At 50.7% G+C, this 4,248-nt stretch carries 3 protein-coding genes; 1 reads left to right on the top strand and 2 read right to left on the bottom strand.

What is annotated here, in order from left to right:
• A partial coding sequence (locus tag HQL56_18555) for a hypothetical protein (protein MBF0311517.1) occupies positions 1 to 1,529 on the top strand: 1,529 nt, incomplete at its 5' end.
• Between the two features lie 196 nt (positions 1,530 to 1,725).
• Here the strand turns inward: HQL56_18555 and HQL56_18550 are convergent.
• Positions 1,726 to 2,523, bottom strand: coding sequence for a hypothetical protein (locus HQL56_18550; GenBank protein MBF0311516.1), 798 nt, complete (start codon positions 2,521 to 2,523; stop codon positions 1,726 to 1,728).
• Positions 2,520 to 3,398: a hypothetical protein gene (locus tag HQL56_18545; GenBank protein ID MBF0311515.1), complete on the bottom strand. Its 879-nt coding sequence runs from the start codon at positions 3,396 to 3,398 to the stop codon at positions 2,520 to 2,522. The genes HQL56_18550 and HQL56_18545 overlap by 4 nt, the downstream gene beginning before the upstream one ends.
• Positions 3,399 to 4,248 lie beyond the last annotated feature (850 nt).

Below are 4,248 nucleotides of genomic sequence, written 5' to 3'. Positions count from 1 at the left end.
TCACCTCCCCCAACAGCCTCCACCTCCTCTCCCTGCCCTCCCTCCAGGAGATCGCCCAAATCCCCCTCTTCACCCCGGCCGCCGGCTACGGCACCACCCTCGACGCCACCCTGCTCCTGACCAACAACAGCCACCAAACCCTTCTGCCCGGCCAGGCCCACAATCCCCTGCCCTCCTACTCCAACAATCTCGCTTCGGGGCGTTTCCTCTTTCTCCTCGATACCCTGAACAACCGGCTGCTGCGCCTGAACCTGCCCGCCCTGCGCCCGGACCGTCTGAGCGACATCCCCCATTATTCCCATCTGACCGCCCTCATCGCGGAACGCATGCCCTTCACGCGCACCCTCTACACCCTGGGCGGCGAAAAACACCCCACCGCCAACCCCGGCCTGCTCACCGCCATCGACGCCGCCACCCTGCAACCCCGCTGGCAAGTACGTCTGCCCGCCCCGCTGCTTCAGGGCGACACCTCCGGACTGGGCCGCTTCGCCGCCTGCCTCGATCAGGCCGCCGCCAATCGCCGCTCCCTGATTCTCCTCGACCTGGAGGCCCTCGACGAAGCCGCCTCCCACGCCGATCTCCCACGCCGCGACAACATCCCCTTCCTCGAAGGCCGCGACGACAACAGCGCCTGGCTGCGTCACATACCCCTTTCCGGCGCACCCCATCGCCTCTCCACCAGCCCCGACGGCTTCACCGCCCTCATCGATCCCAGCCAGGGCTCGCAGGTGCTGGTCATGCCGTGGTCGCGGGTGGAACGCCTCTTCGCCGGGCAAATCGGCCCCGCCAACCTCTTTTCCGCACAACCCCGCCTCGGCCTTGGGCCCCTGTTCAGCGGTTTCGACGCCGACAACCGCGCCTTCACCGCCTCCAGCCTCGAAAAACAGTGGGCCACCTGGGATATGACGAGCGGATCACCTCTGCGGCACACCCCCCTGCCCGGCCCGATCGTCGCGCTGACCGGCAATGCGCATTGGCTGGCGGTGCAAACCGCACCCGATCTGCCACCGCGCCCCGGCTGGCCACGCCCCACGCGATTGCAACTCTTCTCCCTGCAAAACCCGGCTCTGCCCCCGAGGGAAATCTACCTGCCCCAACCACGGGACGGTTTGATTCTGCACCATTCCCAGCTCGCCCCCGGCCCGCCTTTGCCGCGCGAAGCCTGTTTTTTCAGCGAAATCCCCAGTATGGCGCAACAGGACGGCATCCGGCTGGGCCAGGACTCCCGTCTGGTTCGAACTGCCGAAGGCGCACGTCTTTATCTGGTGGCGGAGGGCTCCAGCTTCGGACAAAAGGAGATCACCCTGCCACTTGATGCCGAGGTGACGCTGATTCTAACCAATCGGGAAAAGGGCATGTCGCTGCATGTGGCGCTGGTTGGACAGCCCGTGCAACTGGAGATGGCTCCCTCGACGACGGAAGCCATTCGCTTTCGGGCAGGACCACGCGGGGAGTGGGAATTGCGCGGTCAGTGGCTTTGCGGAGCGGAGGTGTTGACGGCACGGTGTGTGTTGCGGGTGGGGAGCTGATTCTTTGACTATTGAGTATTACGGGGGTCCGGGGGGGATTATCCCCCCCGGCGGGTCCAGGGCAGCGCCCTGGGACTTGTCCTTTTGCTGTTGACCTCCAACCCCCTGGGGTCCAGGGGGCACCCCTGGGACTTGTTCCGTTCGCCGTTGACACGATCATGCTGCACGGGGCAGGGGTCTGAATAGTTACGGTAAATTAATATATTATATCTCCTTTATTATTGAAATACTTGTTACGAATAAGTATGTTGCTATTAAACATTCCTGAAATAGTTTTTTGGGTTAGTTGGCTTCCTAAATATCTAGCAATATTTTCGGTTACTGTAAAATGCTCATGTAGGAACGTGATAATTGGGGTTGGTTTTCCAATTCTGTTGATTAGTATATCGGACGCCATTTTCTTAATGAAGTCTTCCTTTGTAAGGTCGTCATAGGTATTTGCTAGTTCAATCCATTTCTTTTTTGGGGTTAGTAATCGAAAAATATACCATGCGGTTACATAAAACTGGCATGATGGGCGATATCGTAAATGAATTGATGAGGAAGAGATTTGCAATGCTTCTGTGGAGTGTAAATTGCCGTATGACTCTCCATTCTCGAGTCTGAGGAGTAGGACTTCTCGACAGTGTTTTGGAGGTTTGCCGGAGTTGTGAAGATATATCCTTCCCATTCGTTCTGCTATTCTGTCTCGTGGAAGGAGTTGAAATATGGCAGCAACCAATGGTGCTAATTGTGTTTCTTTGATGAAGGTGCAAGGATAGAGGCCCAAATCTCCGATATGTTTGCGTAATTGTTTTTCGCAGATGTCTCCCCCGCTGGAGACATCGGTGTCATCAAGCATGACTCCATAAAGAGTGTCAATATTATCCTCTATTTCTTTCTGCCAATTAGTTGGAATAATAAACTCACAGTTTTCCTTGTCTGGATTGTGGTTTATGGCTTCGCTTGCGATATGCAATACCTCGACGTTAACCGTCTTGTCAGCTATCATCATAGAATTTTTTGTCCCTTCGTTACAAGCATGTTAAATCTACTAATTATTCTTTGTAGATGATCTCCTCGCAGACGATAATTTAAATTGTGTGTTGTTGGGGCGAGTATATAGGCTTTTTCATTTTTGGTTAAAGGATCGATTATTGTAATATCAGACTCAATATATTCTTGGTTGATTGTGTAAGCGGAAAACAGTGATAGCTTGTCGTGTGGAATCTTTTGAATAAGGAATTCATAAAAAACCTTCAGGTCTCGAATAACATAATCAATGCTAGGAATAATATAAATATATTCAATATCTTTTTTTAAATTTTCTATCACGACTTCTTTGAAGGGTGAATGGTCTGATACAAATTTCGGAGTAACAACACAAACCCTCCTTATTGTCTTTTTTTCAGCCTCTATTACAGTTCTAGTGCTTGCAATGCTTTTGTATGGGTTTTCCTTGAGTGTTGAAGTAAATGGATTATCATGTGCAAGGCTTCCATTTGAGTAAGCTTCTAAATTTTTTCTGATGCCATCGGATAAATCATTAAATCCTTTTGCACCGGTTCCGTAAATAATACACTGAGCGCGAATCATGTAAGCTGGGATGTCCTTTTTTTTGCCTGCTATTAGAATGGTCGGCTTATCGAGAGCGTGAGCTAAAGCTAATTCATAAGTTACGCTGCAGCTCTGTTCGGTAAAGTCCGCAATAATAATATCGGCTTCTTCGATCTTTCTAATGACGAGAGCAACAAAGTCGCCGCCTCCAATATAGTTCTGGTCTGCTCTATCGCAAGTCCAGTGGAGGCTTTTAAGTAGAGTAGATAGGTAGGTGTATATTTCATCAGTTGATTTGCTGAACTTCATTAATACGAATGCTGTATTTCCCATTGTTGGCCTCTTTTGTGTTGGAAATTTGGAGCGATAATCATTTGTAATGTTGTCTTTAGTGTATTCCAAAATATATTTAAATAGGGGGTGGTTGTTTTGAAGATTTTCATTTCATTAGTCGATTGATGTTAATATTCGCTTGTTGGATTATTTGTATTGGTGGGTTTGTATGGGGTTAATAAACTCGCACACACCTATTCAATAAACCGAAAGCAATCTTGGAAGTCAACAAAATAATCTTACAGTGGAACGTGGTGATAAATTTAATAATAATTTGTCCTAAAATATTTAGGCCATATTTATGATGAATTGTTTAAATATTCATAAATCGCCGCAATTCGCGCTGCATTACTTATGGTCGTGTCCGAAGGAACCGTGTGAGTACTGAACTACCCTTTCATAATTATTCGCTAGATCTGTAAATAGATAGATTGAGAGGCTTGGAGTGAATCATGATCGGAAAAAGTAATCTCCATGAGCGGAGGTTAATCATAAGTAGAAACGAAGTCGTAGAATTCCCCTGGTGACTTAGACCCTGGCCGATCCCCGCCTGCGCAGCATCGCCATCGAGATGCACGGCGAGGCCATCTGCCGACCCATCCTGGTGGAAAACGGCTTCAAACTGGTCTGGTCCCGACCCGACACCATCAATCAGATGTGGATCCGGGAGTGAGTTGAGGTATTACGGGGGTCCGGGGGGGATTATCCCCCCCCGGCGGGTCCAGGGCAGCGCCCTGGGACTTGTCCGTTCGCCGTTGACACCCCGCATCTCGCGGCGCTGGCCTGAATCGGAGCCAATCGTTCCTCGCGGGCGTCGGTGCGGATGGGAAACCTGACGGCCCTCATTTGC

The organism is Magnetococcales bacterium (assembly GCA_015231925.1).
GTDB lineage: Bacteria > Pseudomonadota > Magnetococcia > Magnetococcales > JADGAQ01 > JADGAQ01.
This window is presented reverse-complemented; position numbering and strand designations above follow the sequence as displayed.